At 47.9% G+C, this 25,835-nt stretch carries 26 protein-coding genes, 1 tRNA gene and 1 other RNA gene; 7 read left to right on the forward strand and 21 right to left on the reverse strand.

Annotated elements, in window-relative coordinates; translation table 11 throughout:
• Nucleotides 1-17: 17 nt before the first annotated feature.
• On the reverse strand, nt 18-1,466 hold the full coding sequence (locus HAL07_RS05500; protein ID WP_053945404.1) for an outer membrane family protein: 1,449 nt from the start codon (nt 1,464-1,466) through the stop codon (nt 18-20).
• A 273-nt stretch (nt 1,467-1,739) separates the two neighbouring features.
• On the opposite strand from HAL07_RS05500, the gene HAL07_RS05505 reads away from it, so the two are divergent.
• Nucleotides 1,740-2,516, forward strand: a complete 777-nt coding sequence (locus HAL07_RS05505; protein WP_053945405.1) for a hypothetical protein — start codon at nt 1,740-1,742, stop codon at nt 2,514-2,516.
• Between the two features lie 74 nt (nt 2,517-2,590).
• On the opposite strand, the gene HAL07_RS05510 is transcribed toward HAL07_RS05505, so the two are convergent.
• Complete coding sequence (locus HAL07_RS05510) at nt 2,591-3,634, reverse strand: hypothetical protein (RefSeq protein WP_053945406.1); 1,044 nt, start codon at nt 3,632-3,634, stop codon at nt 2,591-2,593.
• 207 nt (nt 3,635-3,841) lie between these two features.
• Here HAL07_RS05510 and ssrA point away from each other — a divergent pair.
• Nucleotides 3,842-4,202, forward strand: a transfer-messenger RNA (tmRNA) gene (gene ssrA, locus HAL07_RS05515).
• Between the two features lie 34 nt (nt 4,203-4,236).
• A complete protein-coding gene (locus HAL07_RS05520) occupies nt 4,237-4,728 on the forward strand; it encodes a hypothetical protein (RefSeq protein WP_053945407.1) in 492 nt (163 codons plus the stop codon).
• Here the strand turns inward: HAL07_RS05520 and HAL07_RS05525 are convergent.
• From HAL07_RS05525 to HAL07_RS05535, 3 genes are read right to left on the reverse strand one after another with little or no spacing between them, the layout of a single operon-like run.
• The gene (locus HAL07_RS05525) at nt 4,721-5,053 is read right to left on the reverse strand and encodes a chaperone NapD (RefSeq protein WP_053941285.1); all 333 of its coding nucleotides are present in this window, start codon (nt 5,051-5,053) and stop codon (nt 4,721-4,723) included. The genes HAL07_RS05520 and HAL07_RS05525 overlap by 8 nt on opposite strands.
• Nucleotides 5,050-5,523, reverse strand: a complete 474-nt coding sequence (locus tag HAL07_RS05530) for a 4Fe-4S dicluster domain-containing protein (RefSeq protein WP_053941284.1) — start codon at nt 5,521-5,523, stop codon at nt 5,050-5,052. Before HAL07_RS05530 ends, HAL07_RS05525 begins: the two co-directional genes overlap by 4 nt.
• Nucleotides 5,516-6,271, reverse strand: coding sequence for an exodeoxyribonuclease III (locus HAL07_RS05535; protein WP_053945408.1), 756 nt, complete (start codon nt 6,269-6,271; stop codon nt 5,516-5,518). Before HAL07_RS05535 ends, HAL07_RS05530 begins: the two co-directional genes overlap by 8 nt.
• Nucleotides 6,272-6,353: 82 nt before the next feature.
• On the opposite strand from HAL07_RS05535, the gene HAL07_RS05540 reads away from it, so the two are divergent.
• Nucleotides 6,354-6,429, forward strand: a tRNA-Phe gene (locus HAL07_RS05540).
• On the opposite strand, the gene HAL07_RS05545 is transcribed toward HAL07_RS05540, so the two are convergent.
• Entirely contained in the window at nt 6,430-7,188 is a 759-nt protein-coding gene (locus HAL07_RS05545; RefSeq protein WP_053941282.1) for a TSUP family transporter, read from the reverse strand.
• A gap of 93 nt (nt 7,189-7,281) precedes the next feature.
• Here HAL07_RS05545 and gatA point away from each other — a divergent pair, with 93 nt between their 5' ends.
• The 3 genes from gatA to dnaJ all read left to right on the forward strand — a co-directional run bounded on the left by gatA (nt 7,282) and on the right by dnaJ (nt 11,286).
• A complete protein-coding gene (gene gatA, locus HAL07_RS05550; protein ID WP_053945409.1) occupies nt 7,282-8,655 on the forward strand; it encodes an Asp-tRNA(Asn)/Glu-tRNA(Gln) amidotransferase subunit GatA in 1,374 nt (457 codons plus the stop codon).
• Entirely contained in the window at nt 8,646-10,091 is a 1,446-nt protein-coding gene (guaB, locus tag HAL07_RS05555; RefSeq protein WP_053945410.1) for an IMP dehydrogenase, read from the forward strand. The genes gatA and guaB overlap by 10 nt, the downstream gene beginning before the upstream one ends.
• Before the next feature lie 76 nt (nt 10,092-10,167).
• A complete protein-coding gene (gene dnaJ / locus HAL07_RS05560; protein ID WP_053941279.1) occupies nt 10,168-11,286 on the forward strand; it encodes a molecular chaperone DnaJ in 1,119 nt (372 codons plus the stop codon).
• Here the strand turns inward: dnaJ and fliY are convergent.
• From fliY to HAL07_RS05635, 15 genes are all read right to left on the reverse strand, one after another.
• On the reverse strand, nt 11,283-12,161 hold the full coding sequence (fliY, locus tag HAL07_RS05565; RefSeq protein ID WP_199766973.1) for a flagellar motor switch protein FliY: 879 nt from the start codon (nt 12,159-12,161) through the stop codon (nt 11,283-11,285). The two genes, dnaJ and fliY, sit on opposite strands and share 4 nt — an antisense overlap.
• Entirely contained in the window at nt 12,161-13,222 is a 1,062-nt protein-coding gene (fliM, locus tag HAL07_RS05570; protein ID WP_053941277.1) for a flagellar motor switch protein FliM, read from the reverse strand. Before fliM ends, fliY begins: the two co-directional genes overlap by 1 nt.
• Nucleotides 13,215-13,910, reverse strand: a complete 696-nt coding sequence (locus HAL07_RS05575; RefSeq protein ID WP_053941276.1) for an RNA polymerase sigma factor FliA — start codon at nt 13,908-13,910, stop codon at nt 13,215-13,217. Before HAL07_RS05575 ends, fliM begins: the two co-directional genes overlap by 8 nt.
• A gap of 3 nt (nt 13,911-13,913) precedes the next feature.
• A complete protein-coding gene (locus HAL07_RS05580; protein WP_053941275.1) occupies nt 13,914-14,225 on the reverse strand; it encodes a hypothetical protein in 312 nt (103 codons plus the stop codon).
• Between the two features lie 8 nt (nt 14,226-14,233).
• Nucleotides 14,234-15,106 (reverse strand): P-loop NTPase, encoded by an 873-nt coding sequence (locus HAL07_RS05585; RefSeq protein WP_053945412.1) that lies wholly within the window; start codon nt 15,104-15,106, stop codon nt 14,234-14,236.
• On the reverse strand, nt 15,103-16,455 hold the full coding sequence (gene flhF, locus HAL07_RS05590) for a flagellar biosynthesis GTPase FlhF (protein ID WP_053945413.1): 1,353 nt from the start codon (nt 16,453-16,455) through the stop codon (nt 15,103-15,105). The genes HAL07_RS05585 and flhF overlap by 4 nt, the downstream gene beginning before the upstream one ends.
• Nucleotides 16,452-16,934, reverse strand: coding sequence for a 2-amino-4-hydroxy-6-hydroxymethyldihydropteridine diphosphokinase (gene folK / locus HAL07_RS05595; protein ID WP_053941272.1), 483 nt, complete (start codon nt 16,932-16,934; stop codon nt 16,452-16,454). Before folK ends, flhF begins: the two co-directional genes overlap by 4 nt.
• Nucleotides 16,935-16,941: 7 nt before the next feature.
• Complete coding sequence (locus tag HAL07_RS05600) at nt 16,942-17,964, reverse strand: M24 family metallopeptidase (protein WP_053945414.1); 1,023 nt, start codon at nt 17,962-17,964, stop codon at nt 16,942-16,944.
• Nucleotides 17,961-18,449, reverse strand: a complete 489-nt coding sequence (aroQ, locus tag HAL07_RS05605) for a type II 3-dehydroquinate dehydratase (RefSeq protein WP_053941270.1) — start codon at nt 18,447-18,449, stop codon at nt 17,961-17,963. The genes HAL07_RS05600 and aroQ overlap by 4 nt, the downstream gene beginning before the upstream one ends.
• A 56-nt stretch (nt 18,450-18,505) precedes the next feature.
• Entirely contained in the window at nt 18,506-20,149 is a 1,644-nt protein-coding gene (locus tag HAL07_RS05610; RefSeq protein WP_053945415.1) for a methyl-accepting chemotaxis protein, read from the reverse strand.
• A 58-nt stretch (nt 20,150-20,207) separates the two neighbouring features.
• Nucleotides 20,208-20,984 (reverse strand): HpaA family protein, encoded by a 777-nt coding sequence (locus tag HAL07_RS05615; RefSeq protein WP_082346402.1) that lies wholly within the window; start codon nt 20,982-20,984, stop codon nt 20,208-20,210.
• Between the two features lie 79 nt (nt 20,985-21,063).
• On the reverse strand, nt 21,064-22,044 hold the full coding sequence (locus tag HAL07_RS05620; protein WP_053945416.1) for an iron-sulfur cluster assembly scaffold protein NifU: 981 nt from the start codon (nt 22,042-22,044) through the stop codon (nt 21,064-21,066).
• A 12-nt stretch (nt 22,045-22,056) separates the two neighbouring features.
• A complete protein-coding gene (locus HAL07_RS05625) occupies nt 22,057-23,226 on the reverse strand; it encodes a NifS family cysteine desulfurase (protein ID WP_053945417.1) in 1,170 nt (389 codons plus the stop codon).
• Nucleotides 23,227-23,363: 137 nt separating this feature from the next.
• Nucleotides 23,364-24,404 (reverse strand): glycosyltransferase family 8 protein, encoded by a 1,041-nt coding sequence (locus tag HAL07_RS05630; RefSeq protein ID WP_053945418.1) that lies wholly within the window; start codon nt 24,402-24,404, stop codon nt 23,364-23,366.
• 130 nt (nt 24,405-24,534) lie between these two features.
• A complete protein-coding gene (locus HAL07_RS05635; RefSeq protein ID WP_082355892.1) occupies nt 24,535-25,827 on the reverse strand; it encodes a glycosyltransferase family protein in 1,293 nt (430 codons plus the stop codon).
• Nucleotides 25,828-25,835 lie beyond the last annotated feature (8 nt).

Here is a 25,835-nt window from a genome sequence, read left to right on the forward strand (position 1 = left end):
AAGCGGGGCTTTGGATGTTAAAAAGTGGCGATGAGTTGGGTATAAAGCGCACTTCTGTCTTGATACCCACCCCCGCAGTAAGTGAGGTGAGGATTACAATAGGCATTCAAGCCGGCTTGATAGCCTTCGTTTGTGTGTACACCGTAGTAGGCGATGTTTACGAGCGCCTTTAAAAATGGCGTGAATTGGTAACCTAAGGCCAGGATAAAGCGCCCTTCGTAAGAAACGGGTGCGCTGCTCCACTGCCAAGTCATGTTCCAGGTGAATTTTCTCTTGAAATGTATCCCCCCATAGGCAATAGCCCCAGTTATAGAATCAGCTTTTAAGGCTGTGCCAAGATACCCCGCCCATGTGCTGTTGCCGTAAAATTCAACCCCCGCCGGGTTACCTGTGTTGCCCACCCAAGCGTTGGCATTGCCAAAATTCTTATAAAAAGTCCCAATGACGTAGAATTGGTTGATGTCAAAGCGTTGGCGGATCACAAGGCTTTGCCCGTTAGCACCTACAGGGTTATCGTAACGATAAATAGCCGCACCCTTGCTATTTATGATCATCCAGGGCGGGTAAAAAGCAAACATGGCGATTAAAATCGTGTTGGAGCGAAAACCTTGTCCGCTAAAGTTAGGGTCGCTGTCCCAACCCACTTTAAAGCCCGGGTCGTTAAACATTTTGGGGGAGAAGTAGTAAAACCCCTCCACTAATAGGTGGTGTTTTTTATAGGTGAGCTGCACGGCATGCGTGCCTAAAGAAACGGGATGTCCGTGGTGGGTGTAGCCGCCTTGGGCATTCTTGGTGTAATCGCCGCTATAAACCACACGGGGGGCATACCAATCCCGCATCAAGGGTCCTGTGGCGTAAGCCCGCCCAAAGGAGCTAAACCACCACAAACGCACCTTTTTATACTGACCAAACACCTCAAAGCCTTCGGTTTGTCCGCTTTCATAGGCAGCAGTTGAGTTGTAGCGCCCCGCCTTGATTCCAAAGTAGTCTTTGTATTTGTAGTCTAAATAGGCATCGCTAAACACATAAAAATGGCTAAAATTAGAAAGCTTGCTGTTTTTGACCGGAGTCGAGTCGCTTTGTAAAACATCAGCCCCCCCGCCATAAAACCCGTCATAAAAAGCAAACCTTTGGTACACAACCGAACCGCCCGAGAAACGCTTTGTCCCATCAAAGAGCACCCCCCCGACCATCCCCCCCACGAGTCCTTTTAGACTATGCCCCTTTTTTTCTAAATCCTTGGGCAACAAAGAAAAGCCCAAAGAGAGATACCCGGCGATGGTGGCGTATTGCTGCATGGGGTAGATGCCCTTGCTTTTGTTAATGGGGGCTTCGTTAAAGCCGATGGTGGAAGCTTGGTTGGCAAACCCGCTCAATTTGTAGTCGTAAGCCAAACAAGGGTCGTTGAAAGCCAGCAAACCCAAAAGGGCGCAAAATTTTCGATAAACCGGGCTGGGGGTTGCCATTTTTTCCTCGCAACGCTAAATGCAATTTTCTCGGATTTTAGAGCATAGTGGAGTGTAAGTCTTTTAAAAACCTTGTAAAATCCAGAAAAATAGGGGATAAACGCTACATAAAGTAACTAATAAAATGAAAGACCACGACTCCTAGGCTCTTTGTTAGACCATTGGTTTTTCCAGTTTATGGAGGGTTTGGCTTGTGGCAACACATTTAAGATGTTTTGGGGAGGGATTGGTATTCTCATAGTATAATGCGCTACCCCAACAAGAAAGGCCTAAATGAATCCCTTAAAAGAAGTTTTGGAGCAAAAAAAAGCGGCACTCATTGCAGATGCCCGTGCTTACGCCCATAAAGTGCTGATGCAGCACAAGCCCTACCCGTGGCACGATCCCACCTTATATAGCAACTACATGAAACAAGTGGCCGCACTCCTAAGGGTAGATGTGCTCGTTTTGCGCTTTGACAAAATGCTAGAAGAAGAGCTAAAGACAAACGCTGAGTTGGTTGCCAAAATGGGCGAAAAGAAACGGCAGGGCTATGCGCTCAAGGTGTTCATGCAAGATGAGGGCATTAAAGAGAGCACCAGCTCTTTAGTCAATACCGCCACAAACACCTTGCATGTGCATATCCTCACGCAATTGCCCTCCCCACAGCAACTTTTGCAAATGAGCGCACAGGCTGTGGGGGCGCAAGCGGATTTTAGCGAGGAAGACATTGAAAACGCGAGCATGTATTACGCCGATTGGTTACGCTCTTACAAGGATTCTAAAGTCAGGGGGTTGCTCTTTGATGAGCGCACGGGCACGGTTAAAGAAAGTCTGTATCAGCCTATTTTAAACACCGCAAACAACTACCATTGGGAGATCGGCTTTAGGCGCACGGACGCTTTGCACTTTTGCGGGTTTGAAAGCTCTATCCCCGTTTTAGGTGCAGATTTTTGGCTCAAAAAAGATGCGATTAGCCCGCAATTTGAACACCCCTTTTTCACAGAGATACACGAGGATGCCATCCCCGAAGTGGTGCTTGAGAAGTTGCATGCATTTTTTCACTTGTAAGCGCACAGGGACTTTTTTGCATTTCGTGGAATTTGCTCGTGCAAGCTGACAGGCTCAAGGCGAGTAAAAGCAGGTTACACAATTTCATGGCTCTCCTTAGTGTTGTGGATATGCACTTGGGGGCTTCTTAGAGTTTGCACTCTAAAAGAGGGCTCTTGTGTGCTCTCTTGTTGGCTGTGGGTGTTGCTTTGCGCAGTGTAGGCACTTAAAAAGCTGGCGCTGTGTTGCTCCCATGCGTTTTTGCTCGCCTTGAGTATGGTTTGCAAATCTTGCACGCCCCCTTGCGTGGCAAACAGGCCATTGAGAAAGGCGGGCACGCGGCGCAATAAAAACAAGAGCAAAAGGGTGCTGACGATTAAAACCAAGTACGCCTCCGCGAGTTTGGGCGTGGGGGCTGTGGGGGCGGGCAAAATGGTGCTGATTAGAGTTTGCAAAATTTGGGCGTTGTAAAAGGCGAGCAGTAAAATGAGAGGCTGGTAAAATGCCAAAGCCCAACATTTTTTGCCATAATGCCACACAAGCAAAGGGGCAAACAGCCCCAAGGGCAAAATAAAGACAGCCAAACCCAGCCACAGCAACAACTCAATGGAGATGATGAGCGTTAAAGCCAAAATGTAGGTGAGTAGCCCGCCCTGAGCGAGCACGAGGCCTAGCACAAACACAGCCCTAAAGGTTTCTAAATGCGCTTGGGCTTGGGTGCTTAAAAGCACGAGGCTGTGAAAACTTTGGTTGAGCAAAAACTCTAAATTAAAATGCGCGGGGTCTGTGCTAAACGCCGCGCTTGAAGCTTGTAGGCTCTTTTGCACAATCTGGGTCAAGACATTGGGGGCGTAGAAAAAGACTTCTTGAAGCTGGGCATAAAATGCGCTGGGGTTGTGTGTGGCATAGTTAAAGAGCGTGAAAAATAGGGCAAATGCGCTAAGGGAGATGAAAGTTCTTAGAAAAAAGAAGTCGGCCAAGCGTACCCGCTGGTAGGCCCAAAGCATGAGCGCAACCACCATACAAAGGTTACAAAACAGCCGAAAGGGGGCATTGTGTAAAACCTCTAGCCCGATTTGCTCGAGAAGTACATGGGTGGGGTCTAAAAAGAAGTGCAAGACACTTTGGTAAAGTTGCAAGTTTAAACCTTGTGATGACAAGGCATTATAACTTGTCTTTGTTAATGGTTTTGAGCGATTTTCGCTCTGTGTTTGACAGAATTTACGCTCCATATCTTAAAAACGCGCGACACTGGTCTTTCCTGCTAAGACGAGCAACAAAGTTGCCAAAATATTTAAAGCTGTAAAAAGATTATTATGCTATACTTCTCAGGCTTATTTTTTGAAGGGGCTGAAACAGGATTTCGACAGGAGTTGCGTCACGTGGGTGGCATGCCAAGTGTCTCTTGTAAAACGACACAAACAATAACCGTAAATAATCCTAATTACGCTCCCAACTACGCTAAAGCAGCGTAGCGAGCTGGAAGCTTGGCGAATCGATCGGTGTTTGCTAGGCATTCCATCATCTTTAGCCGATTGCCTTTAAGAAACGCTCGCTTCTTAAAGTAAGACTAGAGCTAGGGGTTTCTTTGGGGCTTTGAGAAGTTAGCCCGTGAAGCCTTAAGACTTTTAACTTCTCTAAGCATGTAGAAGCCCATGGCATGGATGTGATTTTTGGACTGGGGTTCGACTCCCCACAGCTCCACCATGAAGATTTGGTGTGCAAAGAAGGATTAACAAATATGGATTTACGATTGCGTGCGTTTTTAGCTCCCCTATTAATGCTTTTTTTTGGATTTTTTCCCCTATCTGCCATCGACATACAAGCTTTAGTAGAAGAACAGACTAAGAGCGCGGATTTAGCCAAGCAATTAGTCGGCGTGAGTAACCACATGCTTGAGGGGGCGATCGATTCGGGTAAGAACTACCAACAGGTCAAACAGCTTGACAAGTTCTACCAAGAGGCGAGGGACTTAATGGCTGTTTTGATGCCCAATAAGGGCACATCTAAACCCACAGGCTTAGGCGCAATCTTTAAAAAAGCCATTGAGCCTCCCATCGACTTAGACAAGGCTTTAAGCCTAACAAATACCCTGCAAAAGGAAGTGAAAAACGCCAACCAAGATGGACTAGATTACAGCCAAATGCTTAGTGTATTGAACCAACTTGAAAACTCTTTACAAACAGCCCTAGATTTAAAATCCCAGTGGCTCGACACTAGAAAGGCTAATTAAGCCAGTTATTCACATCTCCTCCATAGCGCACGCTCTTAGCGTCTGTGTTTTCAATCTTTTCTAGGCTCGTTTGTATGTCAGGGGGCAAAGGGTTTTCATCGCTGTAACTATAATGCATGTGCGCGCTTAACACCCCTGCCACTTGCTCGATGGCTCGGTTTGCCCTCACCTCTTCATTGACATTTTCCGCTTCAATCACGGCAATGATGACCCCCTTATCTTTGTCAAACGCCGCCACCTCAACTTGTTCAATGCTTTTGATCGCCTCTAAAGCCTCATTAAACGCCGCCACCTCAACCCGTACAATCACGCTTGAAATATTCATACAGACCTTTTCATAAATAAAATTGCCTCTGTGGGACAAACCCCCACACAAAACCCACAACCCGTGCAAGCCCCCAAGTCTATACGGGGTTTAAACATGCCTAAAAAATGAATCGCCTTGTCCTTGCAAGCGTCTTGACATGCCACACACACCACCCCCTGATGTCCTAGACATTTAGCCGTGTCTATGAGGGCCACCGCCTCAATCCCGCCTAGGCTCTGCTCTAACACTCCCCCGCACTCTTTACACGCCCTTAAACACGCCCCACAAAAGGTGCATCCACTCTTAGAAAAATCCAAATGGGGGGCTTGCCCCGACTCTTTAAAGACAATCTTTTCAGGGCAAGAAGGGACACAGCCTCCCACGCACTCCACGCACTCCATAGCCCTTTTGCGGTTAAAGTAGGGCAGGGGCACAGCAAAGGGCTTGCCCTGCGCTTTAAAAATGTCTCTTAAAGGCTTTTTATCCATGCAACTCTAGCCCCACAGGACAGTGGTCGCTGCCCAATACATGGGCATAAATGTGGGCGTTTTTAAGCTCTGCTTGTAAGTTTGTGGATACCAAAAAATAATCAATGCGCCAACCGATGTTGCGCGCCCTAGATTGCCCCATGTAACTCCACCAAGTGTAGGCCTCTCTTTGATCGGGATAAAAATGGCGGTAGGTGTCGATAAAGCCCGCTTGTAAGAGTTGCGTGAAAGCCTGCCTTTCAGGGTCGCTAAAGCCGGCATTGTAGCGGTTGCTCTGTGGATTTGTTAAATCGATCTCGGTGTGCGCCACATTTAAATCCCCACACACCAAAACCGCCCTTTTCGCCATAAGCCCGCCTAAAAACTCCCTAAAAGCCCTCTCCCACTGCAAGCGGTAAGGCAGGCGCACCAATCCCCTTTGCGCGTTGGGTACATAAACATTGACTAAATAAAAGTTGGGGTATTCACACACCACCACCCGCCCCTCCAAGTCGTGCTCCTGCATGCCAATCCCATAGCTGACATTTAAGGGCTCCTCTTTGCTAAGGGTGAGCACCCCACTATAACCTTTCTTTTGTGCGCTGTTCCAAAAGGCGTGATAGCCCTTAAAGGCAAAGTCTGCCTGCTCGGGGTGCATTTTGGTTTCTTGCACACAAAAAATGTCGGCCCCACTTTGTTCTAAAAACTCTTGAAAACCTTTCTGCATGCAGGCGCGCAACCCATTGACATTCCACGAAACCAAGCGCATAGCATCCCTTTGCCACAAAATCGCCTCCATTATAGCATTTTAAGTAAAATTTTAGGCGATGGTGTCTAGAATAAGCGTTTATGGCTTGATAGCTCAGTCGGTAGAGCAGAAGACTGAAAATCTTCGTGTCGGTGGTTCGATTCCGCCTCAAGCCACCACTAGTGCAAAAAATCCCAAAATAGTTTTAAAATAGTCGCTCCCACTACGCTTAAGAAGACTTTACGGATAAACTTCACCTCTTTACGCACCACCAAATTAGAGCCCACCCACGCGCCCAGCATCTGCCCCCCGCCCATTAAAAGCCCCACCGTCCAAATGACATGGCCACTGATTAAAAACACGCTCAGGCTAATGACATTGCTTGTGAAATTAAAAACCTTGGTGTGGGCGGTGGCTTTTCTCATGTTAAAACCCAAGAGCGCGACCAGCGCAAAAGTCCAAAACGCGCCTGTGCCCGGGCCAAAAAAGCCATCATAAAAGCCCAAAGCCACGCCAAAAAGGCCATAAAATAGAGGTGTTTTGAGTTTAGCGGGGCGATCGCCCTCGCCCATTTTGGGGGATAACAAGGTGTAAAGAAAGATGATCGATAGAAAAAGGGGGATGAGCAGGCGCAATAAATCCGCCTTGAGGTGTAAGATTAAGCTTGTGCCACAGCTTGCCCCCACCACCACACAAGCCACTCCAAAGGCCACTTCTTTTAAAGACACCATGCCCTTTAAACAGAAATTGAGCGCAGCGGTGAAACTCCCAAAACTGCTTTGTAATTTATTCGTGGCGAGGGCTAAGTGCGGAGGGATGCCAAGAGCCAGCAGTGTGGGCACCGTGATGAGCCCCCCGCCCCCGGCGATGGAATCGACCAGCCCCGCACAAAAGGCCGCCAACCCCACAATGACATAGACATACCATTCTAACAACACCAATTCTCCTTAAGGCAAGCACTGCCCTTAAAATTTTTACCATACCTTAGTTTTACCCTGCATTTGCTAAGATAAACGAAAACAGGAGAGTCAATGCTAACACTCAGGCAGGCCATGGATTTGTCAAACCCAGAGTTAGAAGAGCTGAAAGCCCAAATCGCTCAAAAAGTCGAGCAAAGCAACTTAAACGCCTACATCCGCCCGCCCCAAAACGAGGGCGCAAGCAGGGCGGGCGTGCCTATCCTCATTAAGGACAACATCAATGTGAAAGGGTGGGAAATCACTTGTGCGAGTCGCATTTTACAAGGCTACATTGCGCCCTACAACGCCAGCGTGGTGGAAAACCTGCACCAAAAGGGCATGTGCGCCTTTGGCGTGGCAAACATGGACGAGTTTGCTATGGGCAGCACCAGCGAGTCGAGTTTTTACGGGCCTGTGAAAAACCCCAGAGATTTAAGCCGTGTAGCGGGGGGCAGCTCAGGCGGGTGTGCGAGTGCTGTGGCGGGGGGGTTAGCCATCGCAGCCCTTGGCAGCGATACGGGCGGATCCATCCGCCAGCCGGCAAGCTTTTGCGGGTGTGTGGGGCTCAAGCCCACTTATGGACGGGTGAGTCGCTATGGGCTTGTGGCCTACAGCTCTAGTTTGGATCAAATCGGGCCCATCACGCAAAATGTCGCCGATTGCGCCTTGTTATTAGATGCGATCAGCGGACACGACCCCAAGGACTCCACGAGCGCACAGCAAGAAGCCCTTTTGACCTTTAAAAATTTAGACCCCAACAAACGCTTTAAAATCGGGGTCCTAGAAGACTATTTGGACGATGCCGACCCTTGCGTACAGAAAGCTTACTTTGACACCATAAAGCTGCTAGAAGAGATGGGGCATGAGATTGTCCCCCAGCAAATGGCAAATGGCAAGTTTGACACGGCGGCTTATTACATCATCAGCACGGCCGAGGCTTGCTCTAATTTGGCCCGCTTTGATGGGGTGCGCTATGGGCGCAGGGCACAGGCACACAACCTTAAAGAGGTCTATACCAAAAGCCGCACCCAAGGGTTTGGGGCTGAGGTCAAAAGGCGCATCATGCTGGGTAACTTTGTCTTAAGCAGTGGCTACTACGAAGCCTATTACCAAAAGGCGCAAAAGGCTAGGGATTTTATCCGCCAACAATACGCCCAAATTTTTAAAGAAGTCGATGCATTGTTGGCCCCCGTAGCCCCCTCTGTTGCGCCCCAATTTAACGCGCATGCCACGCCTTTAGAAATGTATTTAAGCGACATCTACACTGTGGGGGTGAATTTAGCCGGTCTGCCGGCCATATCCTTGCCTGTGGCTAAAAGTGAGGAGGGCTTGCCCATAGGCTTGCAATTGGTCGCCCCCGCTTTTGAGGAGCAAAAAATCCTAGACATTGCTTTGGGGCTTGAGGGCGCGTTGAACCTCACTTTTAGAGGTGTTGCATGCAATTAGTCCAAAAAGCCCTCACTTTTGAAGATGTCTTGCTTTTGCCTGCTTTCTCTGAAGTTTTGCCTAAAGATGTCAGCGTGGCCTCTAAACTCAGTACCCGTATTTCTTTGAATATCCCCTTTGTGAGCGCGGCGATGGACACGGTGACTGAGTACCAAACCGCCATTGCGATGGCGCGGCTTGGAGGCATCGGCATTATCCATAAAAATATGGACACACAAACCCAAGTCAAGCAGATTTTAAAGGTCAAAAAGAGCGAGAGCGGGATCATCCACGATCCGGTTTATATCCACACTGAAGCGAGCCTAGAGGAGGCTAAGGAAATTACAGACAATTACAAGATTTCAGGCGTGCCGGTGGTGGATGAGCAAAACAAGCTCATAGGGATTCTCACCAATAGAGATTTGCGTTTCGAGTTGGATTTGAGTCGCCGCGTGGGGGAGGTGATGACAAAAGAAAACCTAGTGACCGCCCATGTGGGGGTGAGCCTAGAAGAAGCGCAAGCCATCATGCACCAGCACAGGATCGAAAAGCTTCCCCTAGTCGATGCCAACAACACCCTAAAGGGCCTCATCACCATTAAGGACATCCAAAAGCGCATTGAATACCCGCAGGCAAACAAAGATCGTCTAGGGCGCTTAAGGGTGGGCGCAGCCATAGGGGTTAATCAGCTCGATAGGGCTAGGGCTTTGGCTAAGGCGGGAGTCGATGTGTTGGTGCTAGATAGCGCGCATGGGCATTCGCTCAATGTCCTTAAAACCCTAGAGGCCATTAAAAAAGAGTTAGACATCGATGTGGTCGTGGGCAATGTCGTGACCGCGCAAGCCACAAAAGATTTGATCAGTGCAGGGGCTGATGGCGTGAAAGTGGGGATCGGGCCGGGCAGCATTTGCACGACTCGCATCGTGGCCGGGGTGGGCATGCCCCAAATCAGCGCCATAGACAATTGCTACCAAGAGTCTAAAAAGCACAATATCCCCTTAATCGCCGATGGGGGGATTAAATACTCTGGCGATGTCGCCAAGGCTCTAGCGGTGGGGGCCACTTGCGTGATGGTGGGCTCTTTGATCGCCGGCACAGAAGAATCCCCCGGGGACACCTTGATTCATCAGGGCAGGCAATATAAGAGTTATCGGGGCATGGGCAGCATTGGGGCGATGACTAGGGGCAGCTCGGATCGCTACTTTCAAGAGGGCTTGGCTTCTGAAAAGCTCGTGCCAGAGGGCATTGAGGGGCGGGTGCCTTATCGGGGCAAAATCGCAGACATCCTTTACCAGCTTGTGGGGGGACTGCGCTCGTCAATGGGCTATTTGGGCGCGCCAGACATCCCCACGCTCACGGCTAATGCCCAGTTTGTAGAGATCACCGCAGCAGGGCTTAAGGAGTCGCATGTGCATGATGTGGATATTACCAAGGAAGCCCCCAATTACCACGCTTAAATACCGCCCCTTTTGGGGGTTTTCAAAGATTTTAGGGTAAAATAGCCCCTTTTAAACCAAGCAATGAGGTGTTTTAGTGGATTATTACGAACTCTTGGGCGTAGAAAAGGGCGCGAGCAAGGAAGCCATTAAAAAGGCTTTTAAGCAACTTGCCCGCAAATACCACCCCGATTACAACCCCGATAACCCCGAAGCCGAAGAGAAATTTAAGCAAATCAGTGAGGCTTACGGGATTTTAAGCGACGATCAAAAACGCCAAATCTACGATCGCTATGGCAAAGAGGGCCTAGAGGGGCGGGGTATGGGGGGCTTTAACGACTTGAGCGACATTTTTGCCGACCTTTTTGGAGAAGATTCGCTCTTTTCTAACGCCTTTGGTTTTAGCAAACGCCCACAGAGCAAAATCCCTAAAGATTTGCTTGTACCTTTAGAATTGAGCTTTAAAGAAGCCGTTTTTGGTTGTAAAAAAAGCGTGAAGCTCGACTTTAAAGCCCTTTGCCCTGATTGTCAAGGCAGCGGAGCCAAGGACAATAAAATGCAGGCGTGCAAGGCGTGCCAAGGGCGGGGGCAAACTTTCGTGCAACAAGGCTTTATGACTTTGGCGAGTACTTGTGCTAAATGTCAGGGCAGCGGGCAGGTGGCCGTGGATAAATGCCCCACTTGTAAAGGTGAAGGCTCTACCTTGCAACAAGAAACTTTTGAGCTCGATGTGCCCGAGGGCATTGACAATAAAAACCGCATTAGGGTGTCTAATCGGGGCAATGAATACCAAAAGGGCTTGAGGGGGGATTTGTATTTAGAGGCGATCGTAGGGCATGACGAGCATTTCTTGCGCGATGGGTGCAATATTTACATTGAAGTGCCCGTGTTTTTCACTTCAATTCCGCTGGGCTCTAAAATCATGGTGCCTTCTTTGAAAAAAGAGTTAGAGTTGCAAATCCCGCCAAACACGAAGGATCGAGCGCAATTTGTGTTTAAAAACGAGGGCATCAGAGACATCCACACGGGCAGATATGGCAATTTAGTTGCCGTAATCAAAATCCTCTATCCCGAGAAACTGAGCGAGAAACAAAGAGCCCTTTTGACGCAACTGCACGAAAGCTTTGGCTATGAGAGCGAACCTTATAAAAATGTGTTTGAAGTGTGTTATGGCAAGGTCAAGCAATGGTTGCAAGACCTCGTCAAAAGTAGCTAGCTGTTTTTAAGTTGCTCTAGGCGTTCTTTTTTACTGCCGATGTCGGTGATTTGGATGCCAAAGTTGCCATCCACGATCACCACTTCCCCCTTAGCGATCACTTTATCATCCACTAAAATCTCTAGGGGGTCATTGACCATTTGGTTGAGCTCCACCACGCTGCCGATGTCCATAGACACGACATCTTTTAAAATCATCTTTTTTTGCCCGATTCGCACCTTGACATTGAGCTTGATGTCCAAGAGCATGTTGATGTTGCGAATCTCTAGTTGCTCTAGGGAGTGATCGCCATCGGCGCGCTCTGTCCTTTGCACGACCGGGATACTGGGTGCTGCGGGGGCGGGACGGCCTTTGGAAATATTTTGAACCACTTCTTTTTTGTTAAAGAGTTCGATAAACACCCCCCCACAGAAAATAAAAAAGCTCGACTCCAAAGCGTCCAGTTTAAAACCAAATTCAAAGCCATCGCTGTAAGGGTCGAGTGAAGATGCATCGTTAGCAAAGACCGCCCCCTCTGTTTCAAAGCCTAGTTTTGGCAAGGTTTCTTGGGCTTTTAAAGCGGTGCTAAGAGCCCCAAAGACATTTGCCCCGATCTCTTTAATCGCGTCCAAATCATCGGGCTCTAAAGTTTGCTTAGAAGCCCCCTCCCCGCCCACCATTAAATCCGCCAAAGCTGTTGCCATCGGCACGGGGATGGCTAGGGTGATCGTTAAGTTTGAGTTAGGGGTTACATGGATGGTTACCGAGGCATGCTCGATGAAAATAAAATCCCCTACAGAGATTTCGTTTTTTAATTCCACTTGAGGGGCTTTACCCAACAAACCATTAATCGTTGTGGTGAATTCTTGTACAAAAAGTTTTAGAAAATCGTTGATCACTCTTCTTCCTCCTTAATGTTGCCGATTTTGATTTTTCTTTGGTTTTCCAGCACTTCTAGGATTTCTTTGACTTTGTCTTTTTCGGTTTGGATCACTTCTTTAATTTGGATGGTTTTGCGATAACCCTTATAGCCCACAGTGGCCAAATAGCGTTCTTTCTTATCTATATTCACCACCACCACATCGTTTGCCACTTTGTTTAAGCGGATCGTGTCGCCTACGACCAAATCCAGCACTTCTTTTAAAGTGAGTTGCACCCCGCCTAAAAACGCCGACACATCCACGCTTGCCCCCCCCACTAAGGCCTGCAACTCTTTATTGCGGCTTTTTTTAGAGCTGGTCTCTGTAAGCATCACATCGCGGTTGCCCATTTTAGAGAGGATGCCCTCAATGGAGATCACCGGGTAGCACAAGTTCATCATCCCCCGAGAATGCCCGATCACAATCTCCATCACAACCATGATCACGATCTCATTTTGCGCCACGATTTGCACCACATTTGCGCTCGATTCTTTAGCGTCAATCGTGGGGTAAAACTCGGTAACAGGGGTCCAAATCTCTTTTAGAATTTGCATGACTTGTTTTAAAATGGTGTCTAGGAGGTTTAACTCAATGTCGCTAAATTCGCGCATTTGCTCGTAAGAGCTGCCCTTGCCCCCCAATAATCTATCGATCATCGGAAAGACAATGCTAGGATTGACCTCTAAAACCCCATTGCCCCCCACGGGTTTCATCGAAAAGACATTAAAGCTTGTGGGGCTAGGCAAGCTCATTAAAAACTCCCCATAAGTCATTTGATCCACGCTGTGTAGCTGAATCTCTACAATGGAGCGCATGATCGCCGACACTTGGCTAGAAAGGCTTCTTGCCATTTTGTCGTGGATACTTCTAAAAGAACGCAGCTGTTCCTTACTCACCCGATTTGGGCGTTTGAAGTCGTAAAGGGTGATTTGTTTTTGGGGGATGATTTCGTGTTTTTGCAGGGTATTGACATCATCGCCCTCATCGACCACCTCTAAAAGGGCATCGATCTCTTCTTGACTTAAAATATCAGCCATGGCTCTCTCCTAGAGATTTGCGTACCTTTTTGATCACCTCTTTGATGATTTGCGAAATGCGCGACTCGGTGATGCCTAAAATCTCGCGAATCTCGCTCAAATTCAACTCTTCAAAAAAATAGAGTTGGATCAAAAGCTGTTCGCGATCGCTCATGGTTTTAAGCGTGGCTTGGATCGCACTTAACAACTCTTCAAACTCTAGCTTTTTAGTGATGTTGTCCTGCTCAATGGCGTTAAACTGCTCGTCCATGGGCACATGGGCGTAAATGTCTGAAGCCGCCTTAGCGTCCCTGATTTTGGCGATGTCCTCGTTTAACACTTCTGCCAAATAGACATCATCGGGCTCTTGCCCGTGCTCGTTGTAATACTTAGAAATCTCATGATCGATGTTTTTAATGAGCTTTCTTGAAGAGCGCGAGACCACATCTAAAGAGCGCAAATAATCCAACATCGCCCCATTGACACGGGTTTTGGCATAGCCCCAAAACGAGTCGTTTAACGCCACATCGTAGCGTCTAGAGAGCTTGATGAGTTCTTCTGTGCCCACTGAAACCAAATCGTTAAAATCCACAGAGCTAGGCAGGCGCTCTTTCAAACGAAACGCCATCGAACGCACGGCCGGGAGATATTGAATCGCCAACTCGTCTTGGGAGTTTTGGATTTGATCTAAATAAGGCGTTGCGCTCAAATTCTAACCCTCGTTAAACTCGTAACTGCGGACATAGTTTAACAAGTCTTCCATCTCTTTTTCTCGTTGCACAAACTCCTTGCTAAAGTACATCAATTTGCGCTCTAAATCCGCCTTGTTTAAAAATCTCTTGCGCGGATAAATAAAGCCCATATACACCGAAGCAAAGAGCAAGATGATTAAATAAAAGCCCACGGTGGAAACCAAAGTGCCGAATAAAATGTACTCAGCTTGATCGAATTTCAACAAGGACAAAATCAGCCCGATGAAAAACCCGCCCACAATGGAAAAATTGACAAAGTTATCTAGTTTCATGCATCACCTCACAGATACTTAAGCAAGCGTTTAAAAAACCCGATAAAATTATCTCTAGGCATTTCCACCACGCCTTGCTCAAGTTTTAGGGTTAAGATTTTGACAATTTGATTCATAGAAAACGAAAAGGCGTTAAAAGGCTCGCTCTTGCAAAGCAATTTGCGATCTTTGATGGAGCGTCTCACGGCGTTGCTGTTTTGGATATTGCCTAGATAGTTTAAGGTCATGTGGGGGATGTTCTCTTTAGCCACTCGCTGAATCCCCCCAAAGATTTGCAACCCTTTTTCCGCCGAATCGACCATATTCACCAAGACAAAGACATCGTCCTTAGTTTTGGAGTTGACCTTAATCGTGGTGTAAGCATCGGTGATGGCGGCCGGATCGGAGGTGGTGATCACCACGACCGAATCGCTTGCCCTTAAAAAAGCTTGCGTAAATTCGCCAATGCCCGCCCCCGTGTCAATGATCATATAATCCAAGTCATCTAGTATTTTTGTTTCATCCACAAAGCTATCTAGGATGTCTTGGCTCACATACTTAAAAATCTCCTCCCCGCTATCCCCGGGCACTAAGTAAAAGCCCTCTTCAAGCGGGTAGATCACATCGCTAAAATGCACCTCGCCACGCAGGGCGTGCAAAATATTTTTCGTGGTCTTGATGCCAAAGATGATGTCTAAATTTGCCAGCCCAATGTCTGCGTCTAAAATCCCCACCTTGTAGCCACTTTTAAACAAGCTGTAAGCCAAATTTGCGCTGATCGTGCTTTTGCCCACACCCCCCTTGCCCGAGGTTACGGCCACAAACTTCGTCTTGCCCCTTTTGTTAAAAATGCTTTGGGGTTCCATGATGTGTTCTAAACCGCTGGCTTGGTTTTGCTTCATGTCTGTTTCCTACCCGGGTGCGTGAATCCATCGAGCATGCAATCGACCAAATAATCGTTGCTGGCTACGAGCAAGTCCATAGGTACTTCTTGACCAATGGAGAGGTAGCTGATAGGCTTTTTGCTCTCATAGACTAAAGAAAACAAGTTTCCAAACCCTCGGCTTTCGTCTAATTTTGTGAAGATCAAACTGTCGATCTCTAAAGGGCTGAAGGCGTTATAAATGTCTGTTAAATCCTCGTATTTGGTGGTCAAAGACAACACCAAAGCGGTGTCAATTTTATACCCATTTTCTATAAATTTCTTTAAATTTTCAATTTTTTTGCTGTCGTGTTGGGAGTGCCCCGTGGTGTCGATGAGCACCACATCGCAATACTCCAAGGCTTGCATCTCCTTATTGAAGTCTTGCGCGTCCATCACCGTTTCAATGCTGATCTTCATTTTCTTGGCGTACCACACGAGTTGCTCCACCGCCCCGATGCGGTAGGTGTCTAAAGTTAAAATCCCCACCTTGTATTTTTTATCCAGCATTTTAGAGTAACGGGCGGCCAACTTGGCTAAAGTTGTGGTCTTGCCCACCCCCGTAGGCCCGACTAGCATGACAATCTTTTTACAATTTAAATCCAGCCCCTCGTGCCGGCAGTAAATCATTTTACGCAAAACTTCTCTAAAGTAACGCTTCACCGTGACGGAGTTTTCACGCATTTTTACGGGCATCAGCTCCAAACTCAAGCGCATGATTTCATCAAGGTGGGCTTTATGCATGCCGCTGTTTTTGGCGAGTCGATAGATTTCGGCAAACTCGTGGGGGATGAGTAGCCCCTGCTCTTTCTCCTCGCTCCACACCATGTTTTGGATCAACTTTAAGTTGTCGTTGATTTTACTAAGCTCTCCCTTTAAAGAGTGCAAAGCCGCGCCCTCGTTTTTATCCCTTTCTTTCTCTTTTGGGATTTCGGGTTGTTGCTTTTGCGCGTCTCTTAGGCTGTCTTGGGCGATTTTAGTGAGCTCTTTAGAGGCGTTGAGCGTGGCAGGCTTGATTGGGGCGTTTTGATCCACACCAGCCAGTTTGCGCATTTCTCTAATGGCCTCGGACAAATCCACTTGCACGCCCTCATCGGGTTTAGGCTTGGGCGGGGGTTGGCGGACATTGTCTAGTCTTTCTTGCATGTTGTTGGTTTTGGGCGGGCCCTCTTGATCCACCGCTACCACCACTTCATAAAGCCCGGGCTCGGTTAAAGTTTTCTTGCGAATTTCTTTGGCTTTCACCACTAAAGCGTTGTGCCCGTGTTCGCTTTGGGCGAGCTTTAAAGCCTCGGCTGTGGTCTCTCCGCTGTAAGTGTAGAGCTTCACACTTGCCTCCAGGCCAAGGCCTGTAAAAATAAGGGCAAAGTTACAGAGGGGCGTTTTGCCCATTTAGGGTGGGGCAAACTCAAATGGGCTTGTTTATAGACCACGCGGTTGTAAAAAATCATGTCTATGTCTAAAGTCCTTGGTGCGTTTTTAAAGGCTCTTTGTCTGTCGCGCCCATAGCGGCACTCCAAGTAACACAAAAGCCCTAAAAGCTGGTTTAAACTCCAGCGGGTCGTAAAAATGAGCGTGGCGTTGTAAAAGTCGTTTTGCGCCGTGTAACCAAAGGGTGGATTGATGTAAAGGGGCGAGGAGTGCAGGCAAGAAAACATGCGATTGTTCGCCAGCCAACGCCACAGCCTTTCTAAAATCGCCCCAGAAGTCCCCTCATTGCTCCCAATACCCCACACAACGCTATTTTTCAGGCGCAAAGCCCGCTTACATTTTCTAGGGTAGAAGGGAGAATACACCACAGTCTGCATAAACCCCTCACAACACAACAGCCCTTGAGTCTTGCACGGCCACCAAATCCTCAATGCGCACCCCATATTTGCCCGGAATGTAAATTCCCGGCTCCACAGAAAATACCATGCCCTCCTCTATGATGGTTTGGCTTCTTTGGGAGATGAAGGGCAATTCGTGGATGTCTAAACCGATGCCATGCCCCGTGCTGTGGGCGAAGTAAGCCCCATAGCCGGCCTTTTCAATCACGCCTCTAGCTAGACTGTCGATCTCTTGGCCTGTCATGCCCGCCCTTAAATTTGTGATGGTGTATTCTTGGGCCTTGCGCACCACATCGTAAATTTTTTGCAATTCCTTGTCTTCAAAGCTTTGATCTTTTGAGAAACTAAAGCCCTCGCCAAATCGGGCCGTGCGGGTGCGATCGGCGCAATACCTCTCATATTTTAAGCCCACATCCACTAAGAGCAAATCCCCCACTTTTAAGGGGTCTTTGGAGGGCAAAGCGTGGGGTTTAGCCGCGTTGGCGTTGATTGCCACGATGGGCTCAAAACTCAAGTCAAACTCCCCGCTGTGGGTTAAAAATTCCTTGACTTTAAATTGCAAAAAATGTTCGCTGGGTGTGTGTGCCGTGTGTAAATACTGAGCAAAGGCTTTGTAAGCCCCTCTATTGAGCTCTTGCGCTTTTTGTATCAGCGCGATTTGCTTAGGAGTTTTAACCATCCTTTGCTTGCGGTGGTAGTCTAACTCGCCTATGAGCTTTAAGTCAGGCAAAGCCTTTCGCAAACGCTCGTAAGCCTGCACACTCAGCTGGGCGGGGTCAAAGTGAATCTCTTTAAGCCCGCTAGAGATTTTTTCTATCAGCGCTTGCCACAAATCGCTAGCCTCGATCACCTCGGCGTTTTGAATGGCCGTGCGCGCCTCCAAAGTGTAGCGGGCATCGGTGATGAAAAACGCCTCTCCCCCAAGCTCTAAAAAAATGGCATGGTCGCAACTATAACCACAAGCGAAGTATTGGGCGTTTTCATCGGTGGTGAAATGCGCCAAGATCACTCTTTCGCTTCGATTTGTTGGTTGGCTTGACTCTCTTTAATCGCTTTTATTTCTGCCAAAATCTGCATCATCGCGATCATGGCGACATGGTAGCCAAACGCCCCAAAGCCAGTCACCACGCCCGCACTCACGGCACCGGTGTGGGACACTTTGCGGAACTCCTCGCGGGCAAAAATGTTGGTTAAATGTACCTCAATCACGGGCATGTCAGCGAGCATGATCGCATCGGCAATGGCAATAGAAGTGTGGGAGAACGCCCCGGGGTTGATGATGATCCCCTCTACATCGCTGCCCACGCACTCTTGGATTTTATCGATGATCTCACCCTCAAAATTGCTTTGAAAAAACTCTAACTCTAAGTCGTTTTGTTTGGCAAAATTTTCCATGTTTTCGTGGATTTGCTCCAAAGTTACAGGGCCATAGAGTCTAGGGTCTCTGTGGCCTAGCATGTTTAAATTAGGCCCTTGAATCACAAGAATTTTCATAAGAACTCCTTTCAAAATAAGAATTTGATTATAGCATAAAGCGTCCCACGCTGAACCTAAAGCGTGAAATTATGGACAATTTTTTGCAAATTCTGGGCGGTGGATTCTAGCGCGCCGATCTCTTGGGTGTTGCTTGTCATGGATTTAGACACTTCAGAGGCCATTTGGGCAATTTGATTCACTTTCTCGGCGATTCCCTCGATTTGGACATGCTGGTTGTGTGAATGCGCCACGACCTTTTTGGTGTCCTCTAAGGAATTTGTTGCCTTGTTGTAGATCGTTTCTAGCGCCTCTACGGCCTTGCTCACATGCTCTTGGTTTTTGCGCACCTCTGTCACCATATTCTCCATGCTGGCTACGGATTTTTTAGTTTCCTCTTGGATTAATTGGATGATGTGATCGATCTCTTGTGTGGCCTTGCCCGTGTGTTCGGCTAATTTGCGAATCTCATCAGCCACCACCGCAAAGCCCCTCCCATGCTCGCCCGCCCTAGCCGCCTCAATGGCAGCGTTTAGGGCCAATAAATTTGTTTGATCGGCAATGCCTTGGATAAGCTCCGTGCTGTGCCCGATGCTTTGGGCGTGTTGATCAAGGGATTGGATTTGGATGGCCGAGTCCTCCACTCCACTTGTGATCCTAGCCATGCCAGTGGCCATGTTCTCCATCGCCTCCTTGCCCTGTTTGCTAAGATCCACGCTTTGCATGGAATTGGCCTCTGTTTGCTCTACAATCGCCTCCACATCTTGGATGCTGTCTTGGATTTCTTGCATGCTGGCGATGAGCTGGGCGGTCATGTCCTCTTGTTTATTGGCGTTGTCCTGTGAAACCTTTGACAAATCCGAAACCAGCAAAGACTTTTTGGAAATCTCCTCTGAAGACTGGTTGATTTGGCGGATGATATGCACCATAGAGCTTTGCATTTCACAAATGGCACCTAGGGCGCTGTGTTTAAAGCGGGTTTGTACCTCTTTGGATAAATCCCCCTTTGCGATCGTGGCGATCACTTTGTAGATTTGCACAGGTTCAGCCCCTAAAGAACCTTTAATGTTGTAGGCGATCAAAAAGGCGATCCCAAAGCCCGCCCCCGTCATCACTAAAGTGAGCACAAACATTAAAAAGCTAAAGTGGCTGGCGATGCTGCGCGCTTTGGGGGTTAGGCGTTGGTTTAGATATTCTTCATAGTCGATGAAGGCATTGACGGCGGCAAGCCACTTTGTGAAGTCCGCAGCTAATCCATTTTGTAAAACTTTGGCCGCGGCGTGTTCGTCTTTTAAGGCTAGGGTTAAAGCCTCTTTGATTTTGGGCATAGCGCGCGTCTCAATGGCGTGCATATTTGCCACCAATTCTCTCTCATGGTCATTGACACGGTCAGGGATGCGCGCAAACAGGCGCACCATCGCATCTTTATTTTTGGCGTAATCTTCATCGAGTTTGTGGATCAAATCTGCTTGCGTTTTATAATAAGTGGTGTTTTGGGCTAAAATCGCGTCTCTTACAGCAATGGAGCGGTCGTGTACACTGCCGCGCATGTTGATGGCGTAGCGTTGTTTTACGGCATTGTAATCGGTGAGCTCTGTTAAAATATCGTTGATTTTGTGTACTCTGATCGCCCCCACACAAGCCACCACAACCATTAACATGATGACAATGGCAAACCCTCCATAGAGCTTTTGGGAAACACTTAATCTATCGACAACCATCCAATCAATCCATCCTTTCTTTTAAGAGGTTACCCACAGTGGATAGGGCAGGGGTTGGCTATTTTTTAATCTGCTCGATGGCTTGGCGGTAACGGTTAATATTGGTGTCTGTGAGCTCTTTGACTAATTTTTTCATCACCATGGGATACATTTGGTTTAAAATTTTGCGAATCGCCTCATCGTTATTTTTTTCTAGCTCGGTGTGGCTTGTCACCTTGGGCCCAGCAAACCCACCGGAATTTGTGGTTTCGTAAGTGTAGCGGTGAGTGGTGGCCTGCGCAGTCCCCACTTCTACGCCGAAGTTGTGGATGATGCGCCCGGTTTCTGGCTCAAAGAATTTAAACCACACCGACCCCGAGCTTTGATCGACCAAGACATCGACATTGTCTTTTTCAGGGTTTTTTGTGTCCATTTTGATGTCTTCTAAGATTCCAATCCAGCCACCCATGTCCAGCACGGACCACATTTTATGTTTCTGCTCGGGGGTTAGGGCTTGCTCAGTGCTCAAAAGCTCCACATTGTAGCCGCGTTTTTGGAAAATCTCTTTAATCTGCCCCACCAACGCGTTTTGGAACTGGTCGATATAGGGGGCTAGATTGTTTGTAACTTGGATGTGGGGGGCTAAAATCCCCACGATGTGGTGGTTGGGGGCTTCTGGAGCGATGTTGATGGGGTAGTTAAAATTTAAAATCGTGTCGCCCTTAACCGCCACTGCATGGCTTTTTTGGTTGGGGGTTTTTGCGCTGCTTGGGTTGCTCGTGTTGCCGCCATCCATAGCACAGCCTGAAATCAGTAAGCCTGCCAAAGAACCTAACAAAACAAGATTTTTATACATCATGAGATCACCTCTAAAAATAAAATGTAAATCTCCATTCTAGCATAGATTAACAAACATTAACCCCTCCCAAACCTAGCTAAATGGGCAACACCCGGATATTTTCGTCTAATTGCTCTTGCAACACCCCCTCGATCGCAAAGAGTGTCCCTGTGGCTGCGCTCGCGCACCCATCGCACGCTCCCATGTAGCGGATATAGACATCCACAAACCCCCCGCCCTCTTTGATGTCTAAGACCTCCAAATTCCCCCCATCCATCATGAGCATAGGGCGGATGTGGGTGTCGATGGTTTTATCGATCGCCTTGACCTTTTGTACCATGGTCATTTCGCTAAAGGCCAAATTCCCCTCTAAAGATTTTTGCGCCACTTCTTTGCGCTTCTCTGCCTCCATCTCCGCGCGCACCTCTTTTAAAATATCCACGAGGTAGTACTCCCTAGCTTCGTGCCCGCCGGGTTGTACGCAACTTTTGCAAAAACCCCCCGCTTTGGTGTAGTTGGTGATCTCCTCCACGCTTTTTAAGTCGTTGAGCCTAATCACCTCTTTAATGGTGCCAAGGCTCACCCGTGCGCACTCGCACACGATGATTTCGTCTTCAAAATCCTCGGGGTTTTTGCCCAAATATTGCCCCGCAGCTTGCTTGATCACATCATAAGCCATCACGGAGCAGTGCATTTTTTGCCCGGGCACGGCGGGCACATCGGGGTGATCTCTTAGGCCTTTTTCTACATCTAAATTTGTGATCTTCACCGCCTCTTGCACCCTTTTACCCAAACACAGCTCGACCATCATGTCAGAGCTAGCAATCGCCGTCCCGCACCCAAAGCTCTTAAACTTCGCATCGACAATTCGATCGGTTTGTGGGTCGATGAGCCAATAAAGGCGCACCGCATCCCCGCACGCCTCCGCTCCATAGTCGGCGACAATGAGTTTCGCCCCTTTGGCTTTGGCATCCTCTTCTGTGAGTACCCCTAAATGTGTGGGGTTGTCCATGCGTCTGCTCACCTCTTTAGAGTAAGCGTCCCACAAAGCCCCACCTAGTAAATTATTTTTTCCCATTTTTAAATCTCCTTAATGGCTGTAAGAGCTTGAAATGTTGCGTAGGCGTTTCACCGCTTTTTTAAAAACCTCAATGGTGCGCTCGATCTCTTCTGCCGTGTTAAAACGACTCAAAGACAATCTAATCGCCGTGTGGGCCAGCTCCACATCTGCCCCGATGGCGACCATCACAGGGTTGGCTTTTAAATCCTCGCTCGCGCACGCACTCCCCGTAGAAGCGGCGATGTTGGCGCGGTTTAAATCCCACAGCATCGCCTCGCCCTCGATCCCGCGGACACTCACTAAAGTTGTGTTAGGCACTCTATGCACCCGATCGCCGATCACAAAGACATCTTTTATCTCTAAAAGCGCGTCCTCTAAGCGATCCCTTAAGCCCCCCACAACTTCCCTTTCATAGTCTAAATTTTCCACCGCTAGGCGCATCGCCTCGCCCATGCCAATGATGTAGGGGACATTTAAAGTCCCGCTGCGCCGCCCGCGCATGTGCTCGCCTCCGTGCATTAGTGGAGTAAGCTCTACACCCGAGCGGATATAAAGCCCGCCAATGCCCTTAGGGCCGTGGAATTTATGCGCCGAAAAGGAGAGCAAATCCACTTGGGCTAGTTGCACATCCACGGGGATTTTGCCGATCGCTTGCACCCCATCGCTGTGAAACAACACGCCCCTTTCTTTGCAAATTTGCCCAATCTGCTCGATGGGAAAGATCAACCCCGTTTCGTTGTTAGCCCACATCACGCTAACCAGAGCGGTTCTGTCTGTGATTGCCTCTTTCACCTGATTAGCGGTGATGGTGCCTTGCGCACTGATGGGCAAATAAGTCACCTCCATCCCGACACTTTCTAAAAATTCGCAAGTGGCGCGCACGGCCGGGTGCTCGACCTCTGTGGTTACGATGTGGTTTTTGCCTTTCTTCAAAAAAGCGTCAAAATAGATCGCCTTTAGCACCCAGTTATTACTCTCGGTGGCGCAAGAAGTGATGATGATGTCGTCCTCATCGTGCGCGTTGATGCCTGCATAGAGCTTTTCTAGGGCATCTGTGATCATCGGGTGGGTTTCTGTGCCGAATTTATGCAATGAATTGGGGTTGCCGTAGTGCTCGCAAAAGTAGGGTTGCATCAGCTCCAGCACTCTTGGATCGACCTTGGTTGTGGCGTTGTTGTCTAAATAAATCCGATGGGACATGGTTAAAATCCTTTGGTTATGCGTAGGTCTGGGAGTTTAAAGGCTTCAAGTCGTTTTCTCATAGAGAGATGATAATACTACGCTATCCTTTAAGTTTGCTAAATGGCTTGGGCTTGTTTTCGGCAGAATGGTAGAGATTAGGGCGTTAATTCCTCCCCCCCCCCCCCCCCCAGTATTTTGTACCGCACACGGCGCGCTAAATCCAAGACACCCCTACTAAAGAGCCGGTGTTTAACCGCTTTGTAGTAGGCGCATAAAAAGCGGCAAGGGGTTTTAAACAACAAATGCAAAGTGCTGTGTTTTATAGAAAAGTAGTGTTGATGCACCATTTCTTGCGTAAATTGAGCTTGTCTAGCATCCCAATCTAGGAAAAAATCGCAAGAAAGGGGGGTTTTGGATAGAGTTGTGAGCCATAAACCAGACTTCACGCTAAAGGGCATGTACCAAGGTTTAGGTACACCGTGGAAGTCGCAATAGTGCAAAATGATGGGATTTTCTAGGCTCTCTTGAAGCTGGGGCACGTCTAGGGGGTGGATCGCGTCTAAACACCTACCCTCATAGAAAGCGGGCATGACACAATATTTTAGGGGTAATCTGGCAATCTCATTTGGCCAAACAAAGGTGATCAAATCGGGTTCATTTAAGTGCCGCTGCCGTTTTTGGATGCACTCTAGGACTTTTTGTGTCCAGTTGTGTGCGCGCATGTAGGCTAAATTACAAAACCAAAACCCCTCTAGAGCGTGCTCTTCTTCACTGGTAAAAACCGCGTATAAATAAACAGGTTGGGCTGCATCCATTTTGATAAAATCTAAAGTCGGGTCTTGCAAAAACACCACATCGACATCGGTCCAAATGATTTTGTCGTATTGTGGGAAGAAATCCACCAAGATGTATTTGATCAACACCATTTTAGAAAAACGGGCTAAAAACGCGTCTGAAAAGGGGTTATGAAACTTCTCTAAAAAGCCCCCAATGTCAATAAAATCTAGGTTCACAAAATCGGCATAAGGCTTTGCCAAGTCTTTCAGTTTTTCGATGTCTTCCTCTTGCAATTTTGCCCAAAAAATGTGGATGGTGTAGACAGCACTCTTGCCCCCTTCTTTGCTCTTTTGCAAGCACTCCAAAAGAGAGTAAATCGCCACGGCTGCCGGGATCAAGTAGTTTTTGTCAAAGGCCATTGCGATAGGGACGTGTAGAGGATTCAGGGCGTTGATCCTTTAGACAAAGTTACTAGATTTTAGTAAAAATTCCCATAAATGTAGCTGGAATGTAGCTGGGCGTGCCCTGATTTTTTAAAGACCTCTTAGTTTAAGCGCAACCCAATTCTTTAAAAACTTCTTTGAGGCGTTTTTCATAGGTGTGTTTTTGACTCGCCTCTTTAAAGGCGTTTTCTCTAATCTTGACCAGCTCTTCCTTATGTGCCAAGTAATGACGGGTTTTGTGGATGAGGTCTTTAATGTCTTTGTAAAAAATCACACTATCGGGTCTAAACAGCAGCTCTAAGTCCTTGTTGTGCGTGGTGATGTAAGCCGCCCCGCTCATGGGCGCGTCAAAATCTCTAAGTTTCATGTTGACAAAATCTCCCACCCCTACACTCCCACAGCCCAAGACCAATTCACACTGGTTAAAAAATAAATTTGTTTCCTCTAAGGGCAGCCGCCCCCCAAAGCCATAGCCATACGCTCTCACCTTAAACCCCTCTTGCTCTAGGGCTTTGATGATTTCCCCTCTAACGCCCACATTGGCACCCACAAAGCCAATGTCATAAATGCGCTCGACTCCCTCTAAAGGGTAGTAAAACTCTAAACTGCTGGCTAGGGGCATGTAAAAGGCTGGCGTGCCCTCTTGGAGTATCCACCTAACCCGTTCGGGAGCGGTGCTTAAAGCGCAATCGATGAAAGGCAAAATGGCGTGTGTGCCGATGGGCTTGTTTAAATGCCAGTCAAAGCGATCGTCCATTTGTAAATTTAAGATTTTTAAATCCTTGTAGCGGTGCTTGAGCCTCAATAAATCCCTAGGCGTGTAGTTCCACCCCCAGCCTTGGATGATGAGTAAATCGGGTTTGGCTGTTGCGGGGGCGGCGTCTAAAATCTCTAAAATCCTTGTGGTGTTGGCGTAAGAATTGGCCTCGCAAGTGTGGTAAAACCGATTAGTACCATTCTTGTAACCATAATGAAAAGTCCCATAACTCCCATCGGCTTTGGTAAATAGATACAGCTTTTCACACAGCTTTTCTAAATCTTGGATAAACCCGCTCTTGTCTTGGTGTTCATCGTTGCCGGCAAAGAGCACAAAGGGTTTTCTGGTTTTAAATTTCTCCTTAAAGGCGGCGTTAAATCCCCTTTGTTCTAGCAAGGCTTGCACCTCTTGGGGCGCGGCTAAGTGTGCATAGTGCTCACACTCTTTGTGGTGCGTTTTGACCAAATCGCCGTATAAATCGTTGTAGTCGTAGGCCTTTAGACGCTGGTCGACATATTGCTCTAAGTGGGGGTTTAGATAAAAAAAGCGGTTGTGGTAAACCCATGCCAGTGCTTTATAACAGGCGCGCCCTAAAGGTATTTTCTTTAAAGACTCCCGAATTTTGGCTTTCAAGGTTGACATTTTCGACT

The organism is Helicobacter ailurogastricus, from assembly GCF_001282945.1.
Classification (GTDB): Bacteria; Campylobacterota; Campylobacteria; order Campylobacterales; family Helicobacteraceae; genus Helicobacter; species Helicobacter ailurogastricus.

Excerpts from the sequence above, each read along its gene's own strand:
- HAL07_RS05500 (WP_053945404.1), bottom strand. The coding sequence starts at position 1,466 with ATGGCAACCCCCAGCCCGGTTTATCGAAAATTTTGCGCCCTTTTGGGT.
- HAL07_RS05505 (WP_053945405.1), top strand. The coding sequence starts at position 1,740 with ATGAATCCCTTAAAAGAAGTTTTGGAGCAAAAAAAAGCGGCACTCATT.
- HAL07_RS05520 (WP_053945407.1), top strand. The coding sequence starts at position 4,237 with ATGGATTTACGATTGCGTGCGTTTTTAGCTCCCCTATTAATGCTTTTT.
- HAL07_RS05525 (WP_053941285.1), bottom strand. The coding sequence starts at position 5,053 with ATGAATATTTCAAGCGTGATTGTACGGGTTGAGGTGGCGGCGTTTAAT.
- HAL07_RS05530 (WP_053941284.1), bottom strand. The coding sequence starts at position 5,523 with ATGGATAAAAAGCCTTTAAGAGACATTTTTAAAGCGCAGGGCAAGCCC.
- HAL07_RS05535 (WP_053945408.1), bottom strand. The coding sequence starts at position 6,271 with ATGCGCTTGGTTTCGTGGAATGTCAATGGGTTGCGCGCCTGCATGCAG.
- gatA (WP_053945409.1), top strand. The coding sequence starts at position 7,282 with ATGCTAACACTCAGGCAGGCCATGGATTTGTCAAACCCAGAGTTAGAA.
- guaB (WP_053945410.1), top strand. The coding sequence starts at position 8,646 with ATGCAATTAGTCCAAAAAGCCCTCACTTTTGAAGATGTCTTGCTTTTG.
- fliM (WP_053941277.1), bottom strand. The coding sequence starts at position 13,222 with ATGGCTGATATTTTAAGTCAAGAAGAGATCGATGCCCTTTTAGAGGTG.
- HAL07_RS05580 (WP_053941275.1), bottom strand. The coding sequence starts at position 14,225 with ATGAAACTAGATAACTTTGTCAATTTTTCCATTGTGGGCGGGTTTTTC.
- HAL07_RS05585 (WP_053945412.1), bottom strand. The coding sequence starts at position 15,106 with ATGAAGCAAAACCAAGCCAGCGGTTTAGAACACATCATGGAACCCCAA.
- folK (WP_053941272.1), bottom strand. The coding sequence starts at position 16,934 with ATGCAGACTGTGGTGTATTCTCCCTTCTACCCTAGAAAATGTAAGCGG.
- aroQ (WP_053941270.1), bottom strand. The coding sequence starts at position 18,449 with ATGAAAATTCTTGTGATTCAAGGGCCTAATTTAAACATGCTAGGCCAC.
- HAL07_RS05610 (WP_053945415.1), bottom strand. The coding sequence starts at position 20,149 with ATGGTTGTCGATAGATTAAGTGTTTCCCAAAAGCTCTATGGAGGGTTT.
- HAL07_RS05615 (WP_082346402.1), bottom strand. The coding sequence starts at position 20,984 with ATGTATAAAAATCTTGTTTTGTTAGGTTCTTTGGCAGGCTTACTGATT.
- HAL07_RS05620 (WP_053945416.1), bottom strand. The coding sequence starts at position 22,044 with ATGGGAAAAAATAATTTACTAGGTGGGGCTTTGTGGGACGCTTACTCT.
- HAL07_RS05625 (WP_053945417.1), bottom strand. The coding sequence starts at position 23,226 with ATGTCCCATCGGATTTATTTAGACAACAACGCCACAACCAAGGTCGAT.
- HAL07_RS05630 (WP_053945418.1), bottom strand. The coding sequence starts at position 24,404 with ATGGCCTTTGACAAAAACTACTTGATCCCGGCAGCCGTGGCGATTTAC.
- HAL07_RS05635 (WP_082355892.1), bottom strand. The coding sequence starts at position 25,827 with ATGTCAACCTTGAAAGCCAAAATTCGGGAGTCTTTAAAGAAAATACCT.